This window comes from Mycobacterium sp. E136 (assembly GCF_001666865.1).
Lineage (GTDB): Bacteria > Actinomycetota > Actinomycetes > Mycobacteriales > Mycobacteriaceae > Mycobacterium.
In genome coordinates, this window is sequence record NZ_LZJE01000184.1 from 1 (window position 1) to 1478 (window position 1478).

2 protein-coding genes are annotated in these 1478 nt (G+C 69.7%); one reads left to right on the forward strand and one right to left on the reverse strand.

The features are described from left to right. Positions 1 to 168 (forward strand): acyl-CoA dehydrogenase family protein (locus tag A5698_RS27955; RefSeq protein WP_286144477.1); only part of this gene is annotated, 168 nt, incomplete at its 5' end. On the opposite strand, the gene A5698_RS12135 is transcribed toward A5698_RS27955, so the two are convergent. Beyond that, on the reverse strand, positions 169 to 1347 hold the full coding sequence (locus tag A5698_RS12135; protein ID WP_068296895.1) for an acyl-CoA dehydrogenase family protein: 1179 nt from the start codon (positions 1345 to 1347) through the stop codon (positions 169 to 171). Positions 1348 to 1478 lie beyond the last annotated feature (131 nt).

A 1478-nucleotide genomic window follows, 5' to 3' on the forward strand; every position in this document is an offset into this window, starting at 1 on the left:
TACGCCAAGAACGCCGCGAGCGAGGTGGCCGGCACCGCCCTGCAGCTACACGGGGGCATCGGCTTCACCTGGGAGCACGACCTGCACCTGTTCCTGCGCCGCATCCGCGTCGACGAGGCGTTCGACGGCAGCGTCGCCGAGCACCGCGCTGCGCTGGTTCCGGCCTGATCACCGCCGGTCCCGGGGCAAACCGAGACCGCGTTCGGCGATCATGGTGCGCATGATCTCCGAACTGCCGCCGGCGATGGTGAACGCGCGGGCGTAGAGCCACTCGTCCTGCCAGCGGCCGCCGTCGAGGGCCGCGGCGTCGCCCTCGACGAGAACGCCTGCCTCACCACCGAGTTCGACGGCGAATGCGGCGATCTCGAGGTTGAGTTCGCTGAACATCAGCTTGCCCATCGCGGCGTCGTGCATGCGTTCCTTATCGCGCAGCCACCGGGTGAGGTTGGCGCCGGTGAGCGCGGACAGCGCCTCGACCCGAGCGCTGAACTCGCCGATCCGGTCGCGCACCCGGTCGCTCTCGATGGCCGGGCGGCCGTCGATCTCGACCCGGCGAGCGAGGTCGATGAGGCCGTCGAGGGCGGCGCGCAGCTTCACCACCACCGCGCCGACATTCGTGCGTTCGTGTGCGAGCGTCGAGTTGGCGATCAGCCACCCCTGGCCCGGGTCCCCGATCATCGCGTCGGCGGGCACCGTCACCGAGTCGAAGAACACCTCGTTGAAGTCCGATGTCCCGGTGAGTTCCCGCAGCGGTCGCACGCTGACGCCGGGCGCCGACATGTCGAGGATGAACGCGCTGATGCCCTTGTGCTTGGGGGCATCGGGATCGGTTCGGGCCAACAGGTAGCCGTACCGCGCCCAGTGTCCGTCGGTGGTCCACACCTTCTGGCCGTCGATGACGTAGTTCTCGCCGTCGCGGACCGCGCGGGTGCGCAGCGACGCCAGATCGCTGCCTGCCCCGGGTTCGCTGAACAGCTGACACCAGAATTCTTCTCCGGACCGGATTTTCGGGAGGTGACGCCGGCGCTGCTCGTCGGTGCCGAAGTCGATCAGAGCGCGGGCGGCCAGCACGCTGCCGCTCTGGCCGCCGGGCACCTGGGCTCGCGCCAACTCCTCGGCCACCACGATCGCGTGCCCGGAGGTGCGGTCCTCGCGGCCGCCGAACTCGGCCGGCCAGTCCGCGCCGACGTATCCGGCCTCGTACAGCTGACCGGTCCACCGCTGCAGGGCCGTGAACTCGGTTTCGTTGTCGGCGCTGCGCACCCCGGCGCGGTACGGGATGTCCGGGGCGTGCTCGGCGATGAACGCGCGCACTTCGGCGCGGAAGTCCTCGAGTGTGTCGGTCATGACGTGATCTCCTGAAGTACGGCGCGAGCAGCTCTGTCTCGCAGTGAGTCCGGATGTTCGACCAGCACCGCGTTGGCGCGGGCCCGGCGCAGCAGAAGATGCGCGGGATGCTCCCAGGTGAAGCCGATGCC